The 19114-nt window shown below is 57.1% G+C and carries 21 protein-coding genes; 13 read left to right on the top strand and 8 right to left on the bottom strand.

Annotated features, from left to right (window positions below; translation table 11 throughout):
• Window positions 1-71 precede the first annotated feature (71 nt).
• Window positions 72-611: an adenine phosphoribosyltransferase gene (locus ACR0BU_RS20820; RefSeq protein ID WP_298937019.1), complete on the bottom strand. Its 540-nt coding sequence runs from the start codon at window positions 609-611 to the stop codon at window positions 72-74.
• Window positions 612-693: 82 nt separating this feature from the next.
• Window positions 694-828: a hypothetical protein gene (locus tag ACR0BU_RS20825; protein WP_480738731.1), complete on the bottom strand. Its 135-nt coding sequence runs from the start codon at window positions 826-828 to the stop codon at window positions 694-696.
• 107 nt (window positions 829-935) lie between these two features.
• Here ACR0BU_RS20825 and ACR0BU_RS20830 point away from each other — a divergent pair, with 107 nt between their 5' ends.
• Window positions 936-1109, top strand: coding sequence for a hypothetical protein (locus ACR0BU_RS20830; RefSeq protein ID WP_298937017.1), 174 nt, complete (start codon window positions 936-938; stop codon window positions 1107-1109).
• 9 nt (window positions 1110-1118) lie between these two features.
• Here the strand turns inward: ACR0BU_RS20830 and ACR0BU_RS20835 are convergent, their stop codons facing one another.
• The gene (locus tag ACR0BU_RS20835; protein WP_480738733.1) at window positions 1119-1748 is read right to left on the bottom strand and encodes a LysE family translocator; all 630 of its coding nucleotides are present in this window, start codon (window positions 1746-1748) and stop codon (window positions 1119-1121) included.
• Window positions 1749-1993: 245 nt separating this feature from the next.
• Here ACR0BU_RS20835 and ACR0BU_RS20840 point away from each other — a divergent pair, with 245 nt between their 5' ends.
• On the top strand, window positions 1994-2737 hold the full coding sequence (locus tag ACR0BU_RS20840) for a hypothetical protein (protein WP_298937015.1): 744 nt from the start codon (window positions 1994-1996) through the stop codon (window positions 2735-2737).
• 33 nt (window positions 2738-2770) lie between these two features.
• On the opposite strand, the gene ACR0BU_RS20845 is transcribed toward ACR0BU_RS20840, so the two are convergent.
• The gene (locus ACR0BU_RS20845; protein WP_480738735.1) at window positions 2771-3643 is read right to left on the bottom strand and encodes an S-methyl-5'-thioadenosine phosphorylase; all 873 of its coding nucleotides are present in this window, start codon (window positions 3641-3643) and stop codon (window positions 2771-2773) included.
• A 107-nt stretch (window positions 3644-3750) separates the two neighbouring features.
• Window positions 3751-4638, bottom strand: coding sequence for a sulfotransferase domain-containing protein (locus ACR0BU_RS20850; RefSeq protein ID WP_480738736.1), 888 nt, complete (start codon window positions 4636-4638; stop codon window positions 3751-3753).
• Between the two features lie 292 nt (window positions 4639-4930).
• Here ACR0BU_RS20850 and ACR0BU_RS20855 point away from each other — a divergent pair, with 292 nt between their 5' ends.
• Window positions 4931-6595, top strand: coding sequence for a SulP family inorganic anion transporter (locus tag ACR0BU_RS20855; RefSeq protein WP_480738738.1), 1665 nt, complete (start codon window positions 4931-4933; stop codon window positions 6593-6595).
• Window positions 6596-6625: 30 nt separating this feature from the next.
• Here the strand turns inward: ACR0BU_RS20855 and ACR0BU_RS20860 are convergent, their stop codons facing one another.
• Together ACR0BU_RS20860 and ACR0BU_RS20865 are read right to left on the bottom strand one after the other, a co-directional pair.
• Entirely contained in the window at window positions 6626-7267 is a 642-nt protein-coding gene (locus ACR0BU_RS20860) for a CatB-related O-acetyltransferase (RefSeq protein ID WP_480738739.1), read from the bottom strand.
• A complete protein-coding gene (locus ACR0BU_RS20865; protein ID WP_299082767.1) occupies window positions 7267-7872 on the bottom strand; it encodes a flavin reductase family protein in 606 nt (201 codons plus the stop codon). The genes ACR0BU_RS20860 and ACR0BU_RS20865 overlap by 1 nt, the downstream gene beginning before the upstream one ends.
• Before the next feature lie 71 nt (window positions 7873-7943).
• On the opposite strand from ACR0BU_RS20865, the gene ACR0BU_RS20870 reads away from it, so the two are divergent.
• The 5 genes from ACR0BU_RS20870 (at window position 7944) to ACR0BU_RS20890 (ending at window position 11004) form a co-directional block, all read left to right on the top strand.
• On the top strand, window positions 7944-8438 hold the full coding sequence (locus ACR0BU_RS20870; RefSeq protein ID WP_480738741.1) for a GNAT family N-acetyltransferase: 495 nt from the start codon (window positions 7944-7946) through the stop codon (window positions 8436-8438).
• 53 nt (window positions 8439-8491) lie between these two features.
• Entirely contained in the window at window positions 8492-9235 is a 744-nt protein-coding gene (locus tag ACR0BU_RS20875; RefSeq protein ID WP_480738742.1) for an EcsC family protein, read from the top strand.
• Window positions 9236-9372: 137 nt separating this feature from the next.
• Entirely contained in the window at window positions 9373-9834 is a 462-nt protein-coding gene (locus ACR0BU_RS20880; RefSeq protein ID WP_480738744.1) for an NUDIX hydrolase, read from the top strand.
• Window positions 9835-9906: 72 nt separating this feature from the next.
• Window positions 9907-10362 carry a DUF1178 family protein gene (locus tag ACR0BU_RS20885; protein ID WP_298937006.1) on the top strand — a complete coding sequence of 152 codons (456 nt, stop codon included), beginning with the start codon at window positions 9907-9909 and terminating at the stop codon, window positions 10360-10362.
• A 3-nt stretch (window positions 10363-10365) separates the two neighbouring features.
• Entirely contained in the window at window positions 10366-11004 is a 639-nt protein-coding gene (locus ACR0BU_RS20890; protein WP_480738745.1) for an SDR family NAD(P)-dependent oxidoreductase, read from the top strand.
• Here the strand turns inward: ACR0BU_RS20890 and ACR0BU_RS20895 are convergent.
• Entirely contained in the window at window positions 10998-11354 is a 357-nt protein-coding gene (locus ACR0BU_RS20895; protein ID WP_480738747.1) for a hypothetical protein, read from the bottom strand. The two genes, ACR0BU_RS20890 and ACR0BU_RS20895, sit on opposite strands and share 7 nt — an antisense overlap.
• A 165-nt stretch (window positions 11355-11519) precedes the next feature.
• Between ACR0BU_RS20895 and ACR0BU_RS20900 the strand changes: the two genes are divergently transcribed.
• The 5 genes from ACR0BU_RS20900 to ACR0BU_RS20920 all read left to right on the top strand — a co-directional run bounded on the left by ACR0BU_RS20900 (window position 11520) and on the right by ACR0BU_RS20920 (window position 19104).
• The gene (locus ACR0BU_RS20900) at window positions 11520-12758 is read left to right on the top strand and encodes an aspartate kinase (protein WP_298937003.1); all 1239 of its coding nucleotides are present in this window, start codon (window positions 11520-11522) and stop codon (window positions 12756-12758) included.
• A gap of 46 nt (window positions 12759-12804) precedes the next feature.
• Window positions 12805-15048, top strand: a complete 2244-nt coding sequence (ptsP, locus tag ACR0BU_RS20905) for a phosphoenolpyruvate--protein phosphotransferase (RefSeq protein WP_480738748.1) — start codon at window positions 12805-12807, stop codon at window positions 15046-15048.
• A 161-nt stretch (window positions 15049-15209) separates the two neighbouring features.
• On the top strand, window positions 15210-16655 hold the full coding sequence (zwf, locus tag ACR0BU_RS20910) for a glucose-6-phosphate dehydrogenase (RefSeq protein ID WP_480738750.1): 1446 nt from the start codon (window positions 15210-15212) through the stop codon (window positions 16653-16655).
• 2 nt (window positions 16656-16657) lie between these two features.
• The gene (gene edd / locus ACR0BU_RS20915) at window positions 16658-18463 is read left to right on the top strand and encodes a phosphogluconate dehydratase (RefSeq protein ID WP_299082748.1); all 1806 of its coding nucleotides are present in this window, start codon (window positions 16658-16660) and stop codon (window positions 18461-18463) included.
• Window positions 18464-18468: 5 nt separating this feature from the next.
• Complete coding sequence (locus tag ACR0BU_RS20920; protein ID WP_480738751.1) at window positions 18469-19104, top strand: bifunctional 4-hydroxy-2-oxoglutarate aldolase/2-dehydro-3-deoxy-phosphogluconate aldolase; 636 nt, start codon at window positions 18469-18471, stop codon at window positions 19102-19104.
• Window positions 19105-19114: the final 10 nt, after the last annotated feature.

Genomic DNA, 19114 nt, shown 5'->3' on the forward strand with positions numbered 1-19114 from the left:
AAGTCGCGTCAAAGCGCGCTAAGCCATCCGCTTCGCGATTATCCACTCACAAGTTTGTGAAATCAGAGGCGTCAAAGCCCTTCAAATTCGCACAGGACATGGACATCCATGCCCATATCCTCAAGCACTTTACGACCACCCAGTTCCGGCAGGTCGATGATGAACGCGCATGAGATAATCTCGCCGCCCAGCCGTTCGATCAGCTTGATCCCTGCGGCCGCGGTGCCGCCGGTGGCCAACAGATCGTCCACCACCAGAATCTTCTCTCCGGGTTGGATCGCGTCATCGTGGATTTCAACGATCGCTTCGCCATATTCCAGTTTATAGTCCTGGCTGATCGTTGTGCCGGGCAGTTTGCCTTTTTTGCGGATCGGGACAAACCCGACGCTTAACTGATGCGCAATGGCTCCGCCCAAAATAAACCCGCGTGCTTCGAGGCCGACCACCTTGTCGATACGCTCACCAGCATAAGGGTGCAGCATCTGGTCAATAGCAACGCGAAACCCGCGCGGGTCGGCGAACAGGGTCGTTACATCGCGGAACATGATCCCTTCATGCGGAAAATCGACAATGGTCCGGATATAGTCTTTGACCGTCTTGTTTCTGGACATGAGCCAACCCTTTTACGTCAAAACACGCGGGGCTGTTTGGCCCATTGGGGTCAGTCATGCAACAAAAGAATGCCTTGTGGGGCTATTTGCGGCCACCAGGCAGGGCTTTGGGCAATCCATAATAGCGATACAGCGCGACCGGCAGCCACGAAAGGTGGGGTTTGCGCCAGTTACGTTGGTCGCGCAAAAGCAATGCCTGAGCGACATTAAGATTCATTGCCATCATCCTATTTTTGTTGTTAGGTGCCCGATATCTACATTCTCTATGCTATGTATATACAATGCATAGAGAAAAGAATCAAGTCGTTGACAGGACCAAGGCGCGTGGCAAAGAAAGACGGTAAGGTATCTACCAAGAAAAACAGTCAGTTGGTCTTGCGGTTGGACAAAGATGAGCGTGACGCATTTGTAGATCTCTGCAAGAATCTGGATACCTCGGCCGCGCGGGAAATCCGGCGCTTCATTCGCAGTTTTATGAAAGAAAACGCTGAGGATTAACGCCCTGTGTCAGGCCGGTCGGCGCAGGATAGCTGTTGCGACGCCCATCCCGATCAACGTCAGCCCGCCGAACCGGGTCATCGCCGTGATGGCACCCGCGCGTCCGATCATCCGGCGCAAACGATCGGCCAACAGCGCATAGGCCAGCGCATTCAACCAAGCCAGCCCGACGAACGTCGCGATCAGGATGGCAAATTGTGGGCCCAGCGGGTCGGCAGGGCGCAGGAATTGCGGCACGAAGGCAATGAAGAAAGCAATGGATTTTGGGTTCAACGCGGTCACGGCGGCGGTATGGCCAAAGACGTTGCGGGCGGTCACGCCTTGCCCGGTTTCAACGGGCGTTAGACCGCCCGACGGCGCGCTGCGTAGCAATTTGATGCCCAGCCATACCAGATAGGCCGCACCGACCCATTTCAGCACGGAAAACAAAGTGGCCGAGGCCAGCACCAGCGCACCCAATCCCAGCAATGACGCGGTCATTGCCACAAAGTCGCCCACTGCGACCCCGGTCGCCGATGCTACCGCAACGCTACGCCCTTTGGACAAAGCATAGCTAAGCACCAATAACACGGTTGGTCCGGGGATCAGCAGAAGCGCAGTCGAGGCCGCAACAAATGTAAGCCAGAGATCTAAAGACATTTTGTGCAACTCCCGGATTCTACGACAATTTCCGTCAGCTAAGACACGGTCTGTTTCAAAGTCAATCCAGAGGGGAACGCCACCAGCCATCGGATTCGATCTGTAAGATCGCCAGCGAGTCGCTTTTTTCTGCGTTTTATGTTAAAATTGAAGCTTATTTTAGTCGGAGTATTTCTTATGAAGTGGTTTGCAGCGGGGCTTATGCTCCTTATTTTTCTCGTTCCTGTAAGTGTTAGTGCCCAAGGATGCCCAAACGGTTATTCGGATTGCGGGGGCAACCTGTGTTGTCCAACGGTGCAGCAATGAACTTGTCTGGTATTGGAGAAGCAGTGCGATCCCGCGCGGGCTACTTGCTTGCTGTCGCTGGTGTGATCGCAGTTGTGGCGGTCTGTGCGCCGCTCATTCTGGATGCGGACGAAGCTGATTTGCGCTATGACCGACACAGTATTCCGGCGCATCGACTTGATAGTCCCAATCCGGGTGACGCATACGCGTTTGACCATTCCACAGGCGATTTCTTTCCCATCAAACTGTGCAAACTGCACATGGCCGACTCTTACCCGATCGCGCCGGTAAGGTTTGCTGGTATCAATGAGTGGGGAAAGGGCTTTAACGACGCAATCTCTCAGGTCGGGCAGTTTGTTGGTGAGAAGATTCTCGCGAACATGAATCTGGACGATGCGCGTGTGGTTTGGGAATACAACAAGATCTACCGCAGTGCTGAGCTGAACTCGAAACTCGAACGCGAGTGCCTGGACCGGGTGATTGAACGCGTGCGGATGCCCGATCAGTCGGTGTACATCGTTGACATGGTTTATTTCCGACCAGACAGTCCCGATCGGCCTGAACTGGTGCAATTGTCACGCTCCAGTATCATTCCAAAAGACTGTGGCGCACACTGCGTGAATCCGACGCCGAAACATCAGGTCCTTAAGATTGGTTGGCTGACGCGCGTAAAAGCGGATTGGGAATTGGTGCGCATCGAATAGGCGCACAGAATTCTCTGTGGCTGAACTGGGCGGTTACAGAATTCGCCCAGCCACTGCATCCAACTTGGCCAGCAATGCTGGGTCGCGTTTTTCTGGGGCGGTCAGGATGGCGTATTCCAATGCCCGGTCGCAGCCATGGGGGCAGGGCGCGCGCTCAACTCCTAAAAGGGAGGGCAATCCCTTGACCAAGGCGCGACCTTTCTCGGCGTTCCCCGTCAGCGTCGCGATGATCGCGGTGACGTCGACCTCTCCGTGGTCGGGATGCCAGCTGTCAAAATCTGTGACCATTGCGACTGAAGCATAACAAAGCTCTGCTTCGCGGGCGAGTTTCGCTTCGGGCATGTTGGTCATGCCAATCACATCACATCCCCACTGCTCACGGTACATTTTGGATTCGGCAAGGCTGGAAAACTGCGGGCCTTCCATTGCCAGGTAGGTGCCGCCGCGATGAACGGTGATCCCAGCGGCTTTGCCAGCTGTTTCGCACGCATCGCTCAGACGCGGGCAGGTGGGATGGGCGACGCTGACATGGGCCACACACCCGGTGCCAAAAAAACTTTTTTCGCGCGCGAAAGTGCGATCGATGAACTGATCGACGATCACGAAATCCCCCGGCGCCATATGTTCGCGAAACGATCCGCAGGCAGACACCGAGATCACATCCGTCACGCCCAGCCGCTTCAGCGCGTCGATATTGGAGCGGTAAGGCACCTCGGTTGGCGAATGCACATGGCCGCGCCCATGGCGGGGCAGAAAGGCCATGTCCACCCCGTTCAGCGATCCGGTCAAAATCTGATCTGACGGATCGCCCCACGGTGTTTCAACTGTAACCCACTCGGCATTTTCCAGGCCGTCGATGTCATAGATACCCGATCCTCCGATAACGGCGATTTTAGTTTGGGTCACGTGTCGTCTCCGCTTGATGAATCCGTTCAGACCTATCTGCGGCTCAGTTGCTCATTTGGCAAGTGGCACTTGCACCGTCTTGCGTGATCGGCTGCGGTTGAGATGGATCACGAGGCCACGGTTCCGTGTGATCCATATTCCAACCACGCGCGATCTTCACGCGTAAGATGTGCCTCCATGATCGCGTCATAAGCGGCCAAGTCTTTGTCTGTCAGCCTACCGCGCCACTTGCCGCTGGTACCGCTGTGAAAAAACGCTGAGTCTGATTTCATGAACCCTTTGCCGCCTGATGGAGCAAAACGCACAGCATTGGCTTTCATATTGTTGAAGGTTGCTGCCTGAACCAACTGGTCCATAACAGCGGCAGAATGTGATACGTCCAATATGTCGGCCAGTCTGGCAAAGGTACTGGCCAGATCGCGGGTCATGTCGGCATAGTGAAAGAGCGACACGTTTGGTCGATCGGCAACGGCCATTGCAGCTTTGTAATGCTGAAGTATGTGCGCGAGTGGCATTGCATCCCCATCGAATCCTTCTGCTCCGCCATCCAAAAAACGGCGAAAGGTGATGCCGTCAGTATCATCCTCGGGGTACCATGTATCAAACCACGGCAACGGAATGTTGCGTACGTGTTTGCGAAACGAGAAATGCGCATCAAGGGGGTGACGAAACACGCAGATGTACTGTGCCCTATTGTCCAGCGGCAACCCGTCCATCGGCGTGTGGCTTTTCATGCTGCGCCGATGCTGCATGGCTTCGAGCCGATCAGCAACCTCTGGCATCTCGCGGATACGAATATCGACCCATGGCATTTTCACAGATAACTCTGTCTCGACCTCTGGATCACCGGAGAACAGCAGGGACACAATGGTTTGCATCCAGGTGGTTCCGCATTTCGGAGGGGTCACGACGAGCACATCGTCCGGGCGGATGTTGACCATATCCCAACGTCTGTTGTCGGTCAGAGGGCCGAGATAGAGCTTTCGGGTCGTCATGTTTGACTTCTCCTGCATGCGGGTTGCGTCAGGAAAGGTGGAGTGAACGCAGAACGCAACAAAATTGATGGCTCGTCACAGGCTAAAGAACATCCAGTCAGTGCTTGCCGCTGTGTTGGGATAAGTTCGCTTTGGGCTTTGAAGCGGATATTGGTTTAAGATCATGGGGCGCTCTACGCATAGCTATGCGTAGAGCGCATATCTGCATCCCGGTTGGCGCGGTATCCCGATGGGGCTATGACAGGTACAAGGGCGCCTTCGCGCCAACAGACCCAAGCCACAGGACAACCCGATGCCCCGAGCCATGCTGGCAAGCTTTGCCAAACGCCTTGCCATTCCCGATCTGCGCTGGTCGCCTGACGAAGGCCTGACCGTATCGCGGTTGCGGATCGAGTTATTGTCGGGCCTGACTGTGGCTTTGGCATTGGTGCCCGAGGCGGTTGCTTTTGCCTTCGTCGCAGGCGTCCACCCACTTGTTGGCCTCTATGCGGCGTTTCTGGTGGGCCTGATTACAGCACTGATCGGTGGCCGCCCGGGCATGATTTCGGGCGCGACTGGGGCGCTGGCGGTGGTGATGGTGGCGCTGGTCGCGCAGCACGGGGTCGAGTACCTGTTCGCGACAGTTGTTTTGATGGGTATTTTGCAAGTCATCGCAGGCGCTATGCATTGGGGGCGGTTCATCCGATTGGTGCCGCATCCGGTGATGCTGGGCTTTGTGAACGGTCTGGCGATTGTGATTTTTCTAGCCCAGATGGGGCAGTTCAAAGTCCCGGGCACCATGGAAAACACCGGTCATGGCATGAGTGGGGGTGAGTGGCTTTCGGGTTTGCAGCTATATACCATGCTGGGTCTTGTCGGTTTGACCATGGCCGTGATCTGGGTGATGCCGCGCGTCACACGCGTTATTCCAGCACCGCTGGCAGGGATCGTCGTTGTCGCAGCGCTGGTGATCGGTTTTGGCCTGAACGTGCCGCGTGTTGGCGATCTGGCCTCAATCGAAGGTGGATTGCCGATGTTCCACATCCCGATGGTTCCACTGAACTGGCAAACGTTTGAGATCATCCTGCCATATGCCGTCATTCTGGCCGCGATTGGCTTGATTGAATCGCTGCTGACGCTGAACCTTGTAGGTGAGATCACCGGTAAGCGGGGTGGGGCGTCGCAGGAATGTATCGCGCAGGGTGCGTCGAACATCGTAACCGGTTTCTTTGGCGGCATGGGTGGCTGCGCGATGATCGGCCAGTCGATGATCAACGTGAAATCCGGCGGCCGGACCCGGATCGCCGGGATCGCGGCGGCTGTGTTCCTGCTGATCTTTATCGTTTTGGATTTTAATACACCCCTCGGGCCGGTTTCAATTCCTGCGCTGATTGAACAAATCCCGCTGGCCGCACTGGTTGGGGTGATGTTCATGGTGGTGATCGGCACCTTCGCCTGGAACTCGTTCAACATTATGCGCAAGGTGCCGCTGACCGATGCCTTTGTGATCGTTCTGGTGACTGTTGTGACGGTGATGGAGGACCTCGCGGTCGCTGTAGTGGTTGGCGTGATCGTCTCGGCACTGGCCTATGCCTGGAACAACGCGAAACGCATCCACGCGATCACGCGTGAATCCGAGACCGAAAAGGGTGCCAAAGTATATGAGATCCAAGGCCCGCTGTTCTTTGGCTCGTCCGAAGGCTTTTTGGAAATCTTCAACGTATCAAACGATCCTGAAACCGTCATTATTGATTTTGCGGCGAGCCGCGTGGTCGATCAATCGGCTTTGCAGGCGATCGAGAATATCGCGGGTAAATATGAAGCTGCTGGCAAACGCGTCATGCTGCGACACCTCAGTCGGGATTGCCACAAGCTGCTGAACAAGGCCGGGCACCTGATGGTCGACAGTGACGATGACCCGGATTACGAGTTGGCCGTCGACTATTCCGTTAGAACCGGCATTCTGGGCGGGCACTGAGTTTTGAAAGGCGGCCTATTTGGCCGTCTTTTACTTAGGTGCGATGTTTTCCAAGGCGCGAATATCCCCGGCCATCAAGGCACTTTCGGCCTTGGTGATGATCTCGGGTGGCCAATCCCACCACTCAAGTGCCAACAGGGCGTCAATTGTATCATCTTCAAACCGAAGCCTGCTTATCTCGGCCGGGTTGCCGGTGACAATTGCATAGGGCGGAATAGCGCCCCGTACCACTGAACCAGCGCCGATGATTGCACCAGTGCCGATCTGCGCCCCTGGCAGAATCAGTGCGCCATATCCAATCCAGACGTCATGTCCGACAACCGTATCGCGTGTATCGGGTTGAAACCCAGACATGTGGTCCGGGTCAAAGACCTGAAACGGAAAACAGGTCAGCCCGTCCATAGCGTGATTGGCCGAAGCGGTGATGAACCGGACGCCATGTGCGATCTGGCAGAACTTGCCCAGCACCAGCTTTTCCCGCGAAAAGGGAAACAGGTAGGGGGCGAGCCGCGTGGCCCAATCCTCAGGCGCATCAAAATCCGAGGCATAGCTATAGGCCCCGGCCTCAAAACAGGGATGATCTATCGCTTGCGATAGAAAGACCGTGCCCTTGTGATCGGAGCCATCGGGCAGCGTAATCGGGTACCGGCGTTTGGGATCAGGTAGCGGCATCAGTCGTCAGGCCTCGAAAGGCTGAACAACTCGTTCACTACAGAATAGTCCCGATACCCCAACCGTGCCAGAGGCCGGAACGAGGTGACGTCGAATTTGCCGTCGCGCATGTGGTCGTCATGCAGATGCACACCGGTCACTTGCCCAAAAACCACCCGGTTGGCCTCACCCTGCAATGTCACGATCTGGGTCAGCTTGCATTCCAACGACGCCGGGGCGCCTTGGATGCGGGCACAGGGGATGGTTTCGCATTCAACGGGGACCAGACCGGCATGATCAAACTCATCGACATGCTTCGCCACCCCCGCAGAGCTGGCATTCATCGCATCCCGATGGGCATATCCCACGACGTTGACGCAAAACACTCCTGTTGCTTCGATATTGGCGATACTGTCCTTGCCGCCATCTTGATCGTGCTTGGTTCCGGTAGATGCGAACATCACTTGCGGTGGTGTGTAGGCGACCCCATTGAAAAACGAATACGGTGCCAGGTTATTGACCCCATCCGCATCGCGGGACGAGATCCAGCCAATCGGGCGTGGCGTGATAATGGCGTTGAACGGATTGTGCGGCAAACCGTGACCGTCTTCGGGGCGATAGAACATCTGATCTCCAAGCGTTTGCCCAAGGCGTACCGAAGTGCTAGGGCGAATTCCAGTAAGGAAAAGAGGGCAGGTTGCAGCAGTTCAGGATCAGACCGGAAGAGCCGGATGATTGGTGGGAGGTCGAAGCGCTCTATGACCTGTGCTTCGCCCCTGGGCGCGAGGCGCTGTCCTCGTACCGCCTGCGCGATGATGTGCCCGCTGTGGCGGGCCTGTCTCTGATCGCGCGCGACGGGCAGGGCATTCTGGCTGGTGCCATCCGCTTCTGGCCTGTCCATGTCGGTGAACATGATGCATTACTGCTGGGCCCGGTTGCCGTTCACCCTACCCATCAAGGCGAAGGCTTGGGTGGTTATCTAATCCATGCCGGGGTCGAGGCCGGTCGTGCCAAAGGCTGGCAAAGGGTCATGTTGGTGGGGGATGCGCCCTACTACAAGCGATTTGGGTTTATACCGTTGCAGGGGGTTCAAATGCCACCACCGACCAACCCTGACCGTGTTCTGGGCATGGAATTGATCCCCGGCGTCTGGGCCGATGTTCGCGGTGCGGTTAAGCGCTGGACCCAATGACCTATTGAAACGAAGGTGCTAAATGCCAATGTTTAACCGGCAGGAGGGCACAGATGCACGATATGGTTCTTGTCGAAAAAGTGGATGCCGAGGCGGAGCTTGACCGGTTGGCGGATCACTATCGTTCGGCCGGTGGAACTGGTGTCAAACTGTTGAACAAGCTGGGCGGGTCAGCAGAATCGCTGCTCGACCAATTGCCGGATCCGGTGCGGCAAGGCCTGACCGGGGCGACTGAGCATGCGTTGTGGGCGGCCATTCACGCAGCTCAGGGATCGCGACGGGCGGTTCCTGATCAAAAACCCTGGGTCAACACCGCTGTAACAACCGCAATGGGTGCGGCCGGGGGCTTGGGTGGGGTTTCCACGGCCCTGGTTGAACTGCCTGCAACAACGACCATGCTGTTGCGCTCGATCCAGGGTGCTGCTGCGCGCGAAGGATTTGATCCGGCAGAAGAAAACGTGAAGTTCGATTGTGTTCGGGTTTTGTCCGCCGCTGGCCCGTTGTCTTACGATGATGGCGCAGATTTGGGCTTTTTCTCTGTGCGCCTCACACTGACCGGCCCGGCGATGCAAAGGCTGATTGCTGCTGTCGCACCGCGGCTTTCAGTTGTACTGGGGCAAAAACTGGCGGCGCAATCCATCCCTGTTTTGGGGGCGCTGGCCGGAGGCGGAACCAATTTTGTTTACGCACGCTACTATCAACAGATTGCCCATGTTCATTTTGGTCTGCGACGTTTGGCAATTGATGCCGACATTCCACATGACGAACTGGTTCGAAAATTGTCTTCCCGCATGTGATCCAGAGCTGCTTAGGCGGCCGAACTTGGCTATAAACTCATCATATGGTATGCAATGTGTAGTCGGCCGCAAAATATGAACAACAAAAGTGGCCCGGCAAACAGGTAAAGAATCCAATTGAAGGGCGTGTCGGCGCGATGAATGCACGGCTTCTGCCAAATGCACTGCGCGGGAACAGGAAATGCCCTGTTCTGCCGCAATCGGCCGCTTTGTGTTATAGGATCGAGCGTGGTCGCACCGAGGTTTTGTTGATCACCACAAGACGATCGCGTCGCTGGATTGTCCCCAAAGGCTGGTTGATCAACGGCCTGACCCCAGCGGAAACAGCAGCAAAGGAAGCATGGGAGGAGGCCGGAGTAGTGGGCAAATGCAGTTCAGACAAACTGGGCCAGTTCACGTATCTTAAGCAACGTCCAGGTCAGGGGATCGTACTATGCGTGGTGGATGTGTTTCCACTATATGTGCGCTCTTTGGCATCGAGTTATCCCGAAAAAACGGAACGCAGTCGCAAATGGTGCTCGCCTAAGAAAGCGGCATCAAAGGTTCGATCACCGGATCTTGCAGCCATCTTGCGAAGTTTTAACCAATTTTTGCACTGATGAGACAATAGGATGTCTTGATATTGCCAAGCCGGTCGGTATCTATTCGCCAACCGGTGTTTTGGAAAGACTATGATTCAATACGCATTAAAATGCACTGACGGCCATACATTTGACAGTTGGTTTCAATCGGCTGAAGCCTTCGACAAACTCGCAGCAGCGGGCATGGTTACCTGCGCGATTTGCGGGTCGGATGAGGTTGAAAAAGCCATCATGACACCGCGCGTCCGCCCGGCGCGTGCGGAAAAGACCCAACTCGAGCCTGCATCACCGCCGTCAGGCGACATTGCTGTGGCCACACCCGCGCCTGACGTTGAAAAAGTTCTGGCCGAGCTGCGGCGCAAGGTGGAAGAGAACTCGGATTACGTCGGCAAGGATTTTGCCAGTGAGGCGCGTAAGATTCATCTGGGCGAAGCGCCTGATCGCGCAATCTATGGTGAAGCCAAGCCCGAAGATGCCAAAGCATTGGTGGAAGATGGCGTGCCGGTTGCTCCGCTTCCGTTTGTACCCAGTAGGAAGACAAATTAAGCCATGCATATCGTGATCACCGGGGCCAATCGTGGAATCGGGCTGGCCTTGGCAGATCGGTTTCGTGATCGCGGCGACGACGTGACAGGAACAGCGCGCGATGAAAGTGCACAGGTTCGGCTGGACGTCTCAAACCCTGAACTGCAAGCGGCTATGGCAGGACAATTGAAGGGGCAACCCATCGATCTGTTGATCTGCAATGCCGGTGTTTATCTGGACAAAGGCCAAAGCATCGACGGCTATCCGGCAGATATGTGGGCCGAAAGCTTTGCGGTCAATGTTACGGGGGTGTTTCTGACGGTTCAGTCCCTACTGCCCAACTTGCGCGCCGCGCAGGGAAAAATAGCGATTATTTCCTCGCAGATGGCATCGCATACCCGCGCACCAGGCGGGAGCTATATCTACCGTGCATCCAAGGCGGCGGCTTTGAATCTGGGGCGCAATTTGGCTGCCGATCTCAAAAATGACGGGATCGCCGTGGGCATCTATCACCCGGGCTGGGTACAAACGGATATGGGTGGATCAGCTGCTGCCATCAATGTCGATCAGGCTGCAACAGGTCTGATCGATCGTTTTGACGCCTTATCCTTGGATGCCACGGGTTGCTTTGAGACCTATGACGGGCAACCGCACGCTTACTGAGTGTTCAGCGCCGCTCTGGGGATTTCATAAACCTCACCCGGTTCGATGAAAATCACCAGCAGATCGCCGCGGGTCTCATAAGTGAGCTGTGAGGTCGAGCTGCTGGAATCCGGCACGCCGTCAGTGAAGTAGATGTTTCGCACGTCGCCATTTCCAATGGCCACGGCCAGTGTCGCTGTGCCGTCATCGCGTCGACGCAGTTCTGCGTTACAGCTTTGCAACGGATCGCCTGCTTTGGCAGCGCAAGGCACGGTCCCCAGTGCATTTTGACCGTCGGTTCCGGCCTGCGTTGCAACCTGCGCCAGGACAGGGGACGAGATGAGGGCAAAGGCGATAGCTAAGCGGTACATGAATAACCTCTTGGAATAACTGTTGCTGACAGGCTGGCACTGCGCCAACGCATTGTAAAGCGGCCCTGCGCTGCAGGCGGGCCCTGTTTGCGCCCTTGCCCTTGCGGGTCCCCTCGCATAAGACGCACGGGACCAGAAATCCAAGGCGCGGAGACACTTGCCCCCATGCCCGTACTCGTGATGAAATTCGGTGGCACATCGGTTGCCAATCTTGACCGCATCCGCCGCGCGGCCAAACGCGTTGGCGTCGAAGTGGCCAAGGGATATGACGTTATCGTCATCGTTTCGGCGATGTCGGGCAAGACGAACGAGCTAGTGGGATGGGTCAACGAAACATCACCCTTGTTCGACGCGCGCGAATATGATGCGGTCGTATCTTCGGGCGAAAACGTGACCGCCGGTCTGATGGCTCTGACGCTTCAGGAGATGGACGTGCCCGCACGCAGCTGGCAAGGCTGGCAGGTGCCGTTACTGACCACCAGCGCTCACAGCCAGGCGCGGATCGAAGAAATTCCGACCGAGAATATCAGCCAGAAATTCGACGAAGGTATGAAGGTGGCCGTGGTGGCCGGTTTTCAGGGTCTCAGCCCCGAAGGCCGTATCACCACGCTGGGCCGGGGTGGATCGGACACCACAGCCGTCGCGTTTGCGGCCGCATTTGGGGCCGATCGTTGCGATATCTATACCGATGTGGATGGCGTCTATACCACGGACCCGCGCATCTGCGAAAAGGCCCGCAAGCTGGACCGGATCGCATTCGAAGAAATGCTCGAACTGGCCTCGCTGGGGGCCAAAGTGCTGCAGACCCGTTCTGTCGAGCTGGCGATGCGCAACAAGGTGAAACTGCGCGTTCTTTCAAGTTTTGAAGAACAATCCGATGAGGCCGGTACGCTGGTCTGCGACGAGGAGGATATTATGGAATCCAATGTTGTGGCCGGTGTGGCCTATTCCCGCGACGAAGCCAAAATGACCGCCGTGTCGGTGGCCGACCGTCCGGGCATCGCCTCGATCATTTTCACGGCGCTCAGCGATGCGGGCGTCAATGTGGACATGATCGTGCAGAACATCTCGGACGAAGGGCGCACTGATATGACCTTTTCCTGCCCGACCGATCAGGTGGCACGGGCAGAGCAGGCGCTGACAGGTATCAAGGACAGCGGCGAGCTGAATTTTGCCGAACTGGTTGCCGACGAAGATGTCTGCAAGGTCTCGGTTGTGGGCATTGGCATGCGCTCGCAATCCGGTGTGGCGGCGAAAATGTTCAAGGTGCTCTCGGATGAGGGTATTAACATTAAGGTCATTACAACCTCTGAGATAAAAATTTCCGTCCTCGTGGATCGGAAATACATGGAACTTGCGGTTCAGGCACTGCATGATGCCTTTGAACTGGACAAGGCGGCCTGAGCATCTCAGCCAAGGATTTCGCCTAACACACTAAATTGGTTGGGCCATGGTGGACGGCACCGAAACAGAATCCCGCAAGCTGCTTGGGCGGTTACGCGAAGAGATGGCGAGCGAAGCCGCCGGTCAGGAACGGCTTGACCGGATCACGCATCTGATTGCCGATAGCATTCAGCGCGAGGTCTGCTCGATTTATCTGTTCCGTGACGAAGACACGCTCGAACTATGCGCGACCGAGGGCCTGTCTCCGGAATCGGTGCACAAAACCCGCTTGCGTCTGGGCGAAGGGCTTGTGGGCCGTGTCGCCAAGTCCGGCAAAGTGGTCAACACGGCCGATGCACCGTCGGCCAAGGGGTTCCGTTTCATGCCCGAGACGGGTGAGGAACGGTATTCGTCTTTCCTTGGTGTGCCGGTACAGCGTCTGGGTCAGAAGCTGGGCGTTCTTGTCGTTCAATCACGTGAAGCGCGCGTGTTTACTGCCGATGAGATTTACGCATTGGAAGTGGTCGCCATGGTTCTGGCCGAAATGGCCGAACTGGGCGCTTTTGTTGGCGAGGGCGCCGCTTTGTCGCCGCTGCACCAGCAATCTGTTTTGTTGCGCGGTGGCCCGGCACAGGAAGGATCGGCCGAAGGCCATGTCTGGCTGCACGAACCGCGCGTCGTTGTCACCAATCCCATTGCCGAAGATCCCCATCGCGAACGCGAACGTTTGACCGAGGCGGTCGAGGAGCTGCGTGTCGGCGTCGACAAAATGCTGGAAATCTCGCAAGGGGGCGACAAGGACCAGCTGAAGGTTCTGGAAGCCTATCGTATGTTCGCAAATTCCAAAGGCTGGATGCGCCGAATGGAAGAGGACATTGCCTTGGGGCTCAGCGCTGAGGCTGCGGTGGAAAAGGAACAGTCTCAGGCGCGTGCCCGCATGGGACAGGTTACAGATCCTTACCTGCGCGAGCGCTTGGCCGATCTGGATGACCTCAGCAATCGGCTTCTGCGCATTCTGACAGGGCAGGGCAAGACTGACAGTGCCGACTTGCCGCCAGACCCGATCCTGATCGCGCGAAACATCGGCCCTGGAGATTTGCTGGAATATGGCCGCTCGCTCAAAGGGATCGTGCTTGAAGAAGGCTCAGTCGGCAGTCATGCGACCATTGTGGCCCGCGCGCTGGCGATTCCGCTGGTGGTGCATGTGGGCCGGATCACGACCGAAGCCCTGAACGGGGATCATGTTCTGGTCGATGGTGATCAGGGAGTTGTGCATCTGCGGCCTGAGGATACCGTGGTCAGTGCCTTTCGCGACAAGATCGCCATGCAGGCCAAGGCGCAGGAACGCTATGCCTCTATCCGGGAAACGCCAACGGTCACGCAGGACGGATCACGGATCAACATGGTCATGAACGCCGGGTTGATGGCCGATCTGCCGTCTCTTGAAACATCAGGGGCCGAAGGGGTCGGATTGTTCCGGACCGAGCTGCAGTTCCTGGTGCGCAACAAAATGCCCAAGCGTTCCGAACTTGTGACGCAATATCAGCGTGTTCTGGACGCGGCAGGGGAAAAACGTGTGGTCTTCCGCACGTTGGATATCGGGTCGGACAAGGTTCTGCCCTACATGAAGCACGTGGCCGAGCCGAACCCAGCTTTGGGTTGGCGTGCGATCCGCGTCGGTCTGGACAAACGCGGCGTGATGCGGATGCAATTGCAGGCATTGCTGCGCGCGGCAAACGGCCGTCCACTTACCATCATGTTTCCGTTTGTGGCGCAGGCAGATGAATTTCGCGAGGCTCGATGGGAGGTCAACAAGACCATTGAACGCGAAAAGCGACTGGGTCATGTGCTTCCGGAAACACTTGAGGTCGGCGCAATGTTGGAAACACCGTCGCTGGGCTTTGCGCCACAGAAGTTTTTTGATGAGGTGGATTTCATTTCCATTGGCGGCAACGATCTAAAGCAGTTTTTCTTCGCAGCCGATCGCGAAAACGAATTGGTGCGCCGCCGCTATGACACGCTCAATGTCAGCTTCCTCAGCTTCATTGAACGCGTTGTCGAACGCTGCGAAATCTCAGACACTCCGCTCAGTTTTTGCGGCGAAGACGCTGGTCGACCGGTTGAGGCGTTGTGTCTAGCCGCAATGGGCATTCGCTCACTGTCGATGCGCCCAGCGTCTATTGGTCCGGTCAAAAGCTTGCTTTTGCGGTCGAACTTGCAAGAGGTCCGCAAGATCATTGCCGATGCTCGCCATCGCGGCGAGCAATCCGTTCGACCTGCCGTAATGGAGTGGCTGCGCAATCAGGCCTGATCTGGAAAACAGCATCATCCGCGAAACTGTGCTTGATTTTTGCGCCTCTCCTTTCTATTTACGCGGTGAATGTTAGCGATAACATAACTTGCTTTGTGTGTTTCGCACCAGTGCAAACACCGTGGTAAGCTGACCGCAGTGAACTCAAAAGGAGCCCGGTGATGGTTTCACGCGTAATTCCGGTAGATCCGTTCGATCTGGTATTGTTCGGCGCAACCGGCGATTTGGCGCAACGCAAGATCCTGCCCGGCCTGTATCAGCGCTTTGAAGTGGGTCAGATGCCGGACAAGGCGCGTATCATCGGCACCGCAAGGTCTGACATGGACAGCGACGGGTTCCGTGATCTGTTGCGGGCTTCGATGCAAAAGTTTGCGCCGAGTTCTAAAAAAGATACTCTCGATCGGTTCTTGAAACAGGTTGAATATGTACCAGTAGATGCGCTTGGTGATGCAGGATGGAAGGCCCTTGGTAAATCGCTTCGGAACGATGCCGTTCGGGCCTTTTACCTGTCGGTCGGCCCAAGCCTGTTTTCCGGTATTGCCCAACGTCTCCATGATCACGGAATGGCCACACCGGACAGCCGTATCGTTGTTGAAAAACCATTTGGGCATGACCTGGCCTCGGCCAAGGCCTTGAACGAAGGGTTACGGGCCTGTTTCGAAGAGCATCAGATTTATCGGATTGATCATTATCTGGGCAAGGAAACCGTGCAGAACTTGATGGCGCTGCGTTTTGCCAATTCCCTGTTTGAACCATTGTGGAATTCGACCCATGTCGACCATGTTCAGATCACCGTGGCCGAAACCGTAGGTGTCGAAGGGCGGGGGTCGTATTACGACAAGTCCGGCGCGATGCGGGACATGATTCAGAACCACCTTGTGCAGCTGTTATGTCTGACGGCGATGGAACCGCCCTCTAAGTTCTCCTCGAATGCGGTTCGGGACGAAAAGGTCAAGGTGATCGAAGCGCTGGAACCCGTGACGCAAGCCGACATCGCCCGCGGGCAATACCGGGCCGATAAGGGCGAAGGCGGGTATGTTGATCATGTCGGCGACCCGGCTAGTCGCACCGAGAGTTACATCGCGCTCAAGGTTCATGTGGGCAACTGGCGTTGGGCCGGGGTGCCGTTTTATCTGCGCACCGGCAAGCGCCTGCGCGCCCGCGAATCCGAGATTGCGGTGTTCTTCCGCGACCCACCTCACACGATCTTTCCAAATGTCGGTCCATTGCATGGCAACGTGCTGGTGATCCGACTGCAACCGGACGAAGGCATCACCCTGCGCACCACGATCAAAGAACCCGGGCAGGGCGGGTTCCGCCTGTCCGACGTTGCGCTGGACATGAGCTTTGCCGACGCGCTGGGTAACGACTCGCAATCCCCCGATGCCTATGAACGCCTGATCATGGACGTGATCCGTGGCGACCAGACCCTGTTCATGCGCGGGGATGAGGCCGAGGCCGCCTGGGCCTGGGTCGATCCCATCATTCATGGCTGGGAAGAGCGCGGCGACCGCCCGTCCCGCTATGATCAGGGCAGCTCTGGCCCGGAAGAAGCACTAATGCTGATGCATCGCGATGGTCGCCGTTGGCGCCAGATCGGAGGGTAATCATGGTTCATTCAGTCATTACCGACGTCACCCAGAGGATTATCGACCGCAGCGGGCCGTCACGCGGTCCGCATCTGGAGCGGATGGAACAGGCCAAGTCAAAAGGTCCCGCCCGTGCACATCTGTCCTGTAGCGGTCAGGCTCATGCCTATGCTGGCGCAGGCGAAGATCAGCAGTCGATGGCCACCGGCACCGCCGGAAATCTGGGAATTGTAACGGCCTATAACGATATGCTCTCGGCACATCAGCCGTTCGAACGCTACCCTGGTCTGATCCGCGATGCGATTCGGGCCGCCGGAGGCACAGCGCAGGTCGCAGGCGGTGTGCCCGCCATGTGCGATGGCGTCACGCAGGGCGAGGCGGGCATGGAGCTTTCCCTGTTCTCCCGCGATGTGATTGCTCTGGCCACTGGCGTCGCACTTAGTCACAACACCTATGATGCCGCCGTGTTCCTCGGTGTCTGCGACAAAATCGTGCCCGGACTGGTGATCGGCGCTCAAGCCTTTGGTCATCTGCCTGCCGTTTTCCTGCCCGCTGGCCCGATGACCAGCGGACTGCCAAACGATGAAAAGGCCAAGATCCGCCAAAAATTCGCCGCAGGTGAGATCGGCCGAGAGGAATTGATGGCCGCAGAAATGGCCGCTTATCACGGCCCTGGCACGTGTACGTTCTACGGCACTGCCAACACCAACCAGATGCTGATGGAGTTCATGGGTCTACACCTGCCGGGCTCCAGCTTCATCAATCCCAACACGCCCCTGCGCGATGCACTGACCGAGGAAGGCGCTCGCCGTGCATTGTCCCTCAGCGCGCTGGGCAACAGCTATACCCCTGTTTACCAAGTCTTGGATGAACGTGCCTTTGTAAACGGTATCGTGGGTTTGATGGCTACGGGCGGTTCAACCAACTTGCTCATCCACCTCATCGCCATGGCGCGGGCAGGTGGTATCGTGCTGGATTGGCAAGATTTTTCCGACATTTCAGCGGTCGTACCGCTGGTGGCGCGGGTTTATCCCAATGGTCTGGCCGACGTGAACCATTTTCATGCAGCAGGTGGGCTGGGGTACACAATCGGAACGCTTCTCGAAGATGGCTTGCTGCATCCCGACACGCTGACGGTCGCCGGGCAGGGCCTGCACAATTACACCCAAGAACCCAAGCTGATCGAAGGTGAACTGGTCTGGCAGGATGGCGCAGGTCACAGCCTGAATGAAAAGATTATCCGCCCGGCCAAAGACCCGTTCCAGCCAACCGGAGGCCTGTCGCGCCTGACCGGCAATCTGGGAACTGGTGTGATGAAAGTCTCGGCCGTCGCCCCTGAACATCAGGTTGTCGAAGCACCTGTCCGCGTCTTCCACGATCAAGTTGAAGTCAAGGCCGCGTTCAAGGCCGGAGAATTCACCGATGATGTAATCGTAGTCGTCCGGTTCCAGGGCCCCAAGGCCAACGGCATGCCCGAGCTGCATTCGTTGACACCGATCCTGTCGATTCTTCAGGGCAGGGGGCAAAAGGTGGCTCTGGTCACCGATGGTCGCATGTCGGGCGCGTCCGGCAAGGTTCCTGCCGCGATCCATGTCTGTCCCGAGGCTTTGGACGGGGGGCCGATCGCCTATCTACAAGACGGTGATCTGTTGCGTGTTGATGCCGTGAACGGCGAGCTTGAAATCCTCACCGAAGGGGCTTTGGACCGCGCTCCTGCGACCGCCGATCTGTCGGCAAATCAGCACGGCATCGGGCGAGACCTGTTCACCCCTTTCCGCAACGCCGTCGGCTCGGCCGATAACGGTGCCAGCATATTCGGAGCCTGAGCCTCATGTCTGACAAAACCCAACGCACTCGCGAAATCTGTGCCCTTGCACCTATCGTTCCGGTCCTTGTGGTCGATGATGCATCCCAAGCGCGTCCGCTAGCCGAGGCATTGGTCGCCGGTGGCCTGCCCGCGCTCGAAGTTACGCTGCGCACACCCGCTGCGCTCGACGCTATTCGCGCCATGTCGCAGGTTCCGGGGGGAGTTGTTGGCGCGGGCACGCTGATCACGCCCGAAGACGTCCGTGCCGCCAAAGACGCAGGCGCTCAGTTTGGTGTCTCACCCGGTGCCACAGACGCGCTGATTCAGGCCTGTGAGGCTGAAGGCTTGCCCTTGCTGCCGGGCGCTGCTACCGCCAGCGAAGCCATGCGCCTGCTCGAACTTGGCTATGACATGCTGAAGTTTTTCCCAGCCGAAGCTTCAGGTGGCGCGCCCGCGCTGAAAGCGATTGGCGCACCGCTGCCGCAGATCAGCTTCTGCCCAACCGGTGGCGTGTCGCCGTCGAATGCGCGCGACTATCTGACTTTGTCGAACGTGGTTTGCGCCGGTGGCAGTTGGGTCGCGCCCACACAGATGGTCGACGGTGGTGACTGGGCGCGTATAGAATCGCTGGCGCGTGAGGCGTCAAAGCTGACGGATTGACGCCGCCTTT

The organism is Ruegeria sp. CK2, from assembly GCF_056536585.1.

Coding starts and splice junctions, on each gene's coding strand:
- ACR0BU_RS20865 (WP_299082767.1), bottom strand. CDS start 7,872: ATGTTCTATCGCCCCGAAGACGGTCACGGTTTGCCGCACAATCCGTTC.
- ACR0BU_RS20880 (WP_480738744.1), top strand. CDS start 9,373: ATGAATGCACGGCTTCTGCCAAATGCACTGCGCGGGAACAGGAAATGC.
- ACR0BU_RS20820 (WP_298937019.1), bottom strand. CDS start 611: ATGTCCAGAAACAAGACGGTCAAAGACTATATCCGGACCATTGTCGAT.
- edd (WP_299082748.1), top strand. CDS start 16,658: ATGGTTCATTCAGTCATTACCGACGTCACCCAGAGGATTATCGACCGC.
- ACR0BU_RS20855 (WP_480738738.1), top strand. CDS start 4,931: ATGCCCCGAGCCATGCTGGCAAGCTTTGCCAAACGCCTTGCCATTCCC.
- ACR0BU_RS20840 (WP_298937015.1), top strand. CDS start 1,994: ATGCCCAAACGGTTATTCGGATTGCGGGGGCAACCTGTGTTGTCCAAC.
- ACR0BU_RS20875 (WP_480738742.1), top strand. CDS start 8,492: ATGCACGATATGGTTCTTGTCGAAAAAGTGGATGCCGAGGCGGAGCTT.
- ptsP (WP_480738748.1), top strand. CDS start 12,805: ATGGTGGACGGCACCGAAACAGAATCCCGCAAGCTGCTTGGGCGGTTA.
- ACR0BU_RS20860 (WP_480738739.1), bottom strand. CDS start 7,267: ATGCCGCTACCTGATCCCAAACGCCGGTACCCGATTACGCTGCCCGAT.
- zwf (WP_480738750.1), top strand. CDS start 15,210: ATGGTTTCACGCGTAATTCCGGTAGATCCGTTCGATCTGGTATTGTTC.
- ACR0BU_RS20890 (WP_480738745.1), top strand. CDS start 10,366: ATGCATATCGTGATCACCGGGGCCAATCGTGGAATCGGGCTGGCCTTG.
- ACR0BU_RS20920 (WP_480738751.1), top strand. CDS start 18,469: ATGTCTGACAAAACCCAACGCACTCGCGAAATCTGTGCCCTTGCACCT.
- ACR0BU_RS20850 (WP_480738736.1), bottom strand. CDS start 4,638: ATGACGACCCGAAAGCTCTATCTCGGCCCTCTGACCGACAACAGACGT.
- ACR0BU_RS20835 (WP_480738733.1), bottom strand. CDS start 1,748: ATGTCTTTAGATCTCTGGCTTACATTTGTTGCGGCCTCGACTGCGCTT.
- ACR0BU_RS20895 (WP_480738747.1), bottom strand. CDS start 11,354: ATGTACCGCTTAGCTATCGCCTTTGCCCTCATCTCGTCCCCTGTCCTG.
- ACR0BU_RS20900 (WP_298937003.1), top strand. CDS start 11,520: ATGCCCGTACTCGTGATGAAATTCGGTGGCACATCGGTTGCCAATCTT.
- ACR0BU_RS20825 (WP_480738731.1), bottom strand. CDS start 828: ATGAATCTTAATGTCGCTCAGGCATTGCTTTTGCGCGACCAACGTAAC.
- ACR0BU_RS20885 (WP_298937006.1), top strand. CDS start 9,907: ATGATTCAATACGCATTAAAATGCACTGACGGCCATACATTTGACAGT.